General features: G+C 73.5%; 1 pseudogene. It reads right to left on the minus strand.

The annotated features are described in order from the left end of the window. A pseudogene (locus ACFWIS_RS40730) lies at positions 1-1,049 on the minus strand (hypothetical protein); the annotation flags it as partial.

Here is a 1,049-nt window from a genome sequence, read left to right on the forward strand (position 1 = left end):
TGGGGGTGGACGATGAGGAGGTCGGGGGTGGTGGGTGTGGTGTCGGTGGGGGGTGTGGTGTCGGTGGTGACGGGGACCCACTCCAACACCAGCGGTGAGTCGAGCGGACCGCCCTGGGCGGCGGCCAGGTCCGGCGCGGTGAGCGCGCGGCTGGCGACCGAGCCGATGCTGAGCAGGGACGCTCCGGTCGTGTCCGCCACACCGGCGGACAGGGTGCCGTCGGACTGGGCGGTCACCCGGATCCTGGCCGCGGCGGCGCCGGTCGCGTGCAGTGTCACGTCCGTGAACCGGTGCGGGAACGTCGTCTCTCCCGACTGACCGGCCAGGACGGCGTCCAGTGCGGGAGCCAACAGCGCCGGGTGGAGCCCGAATCCGTCCGGGGCGGCCTCCTCCGGGAGGGCTGTCTCGATGTGCCCGCCGGAGAACCCGCGGATGCTTCGGAAAGTCCCGCTGTGGTCGTAGCCGGCCGCGGCGAGCCGTTCGGCCAACTGGTCGGGCTCGACCCCGGCCGCCCGGCCGGAGCCGGTCTCGGCCACCTCGCCCGAGGCGCTCAGCACGCCGGTGGCGCGGCGCGTCCAGCCGTCGGCCTGTCGGGTGTGCACGGTGACGGCGTGCTTCCCGTCCTCGCCCGCGCCGGACACGTGGACGCGCAGATCGACCCCGCCGTCCTCCGGCAGGACGAGCGGCCGGTCCAGGGCGAGTTCATCGAGGTGGTGCAGGCCCAGACGGTCTCCGGTGGACAGGACGAGGTCGAGCACGGCCACCGCCGGCAGGACCGTCGTGTCCTGGAGCGTGTACCCCGTCAGCCAAGGGTGGCTCTCCACGCCGATCCGGCCGGTCGCCACCACGCCCTGACTCTCGGGCAGTTCCACCACGGCGGCGAGCAACGGGTGCGCGGCGTCGTCCAGTCCGGCTGACGTGGCATCGTCGAGGCCCGCCCCGGCCGCCGCTTCCAGCCAGTAGTGCTGGTGTTGGAAGGGGTAGGTGGGGAGGGGGGTGTGGTGGGGGGTGGGGGGTTTGGTGGTTGTGGTGGTGGGGGTGTTGTGGGT

Source organism: Kitasatospora sp. NPDC127060 (genome assembly GCF_042724935.1).
GTDB lineage: Bacteria > Actinomycetota > Actinomycetes > Streptomycetales > Streptomycetaceae > Kitasatospora.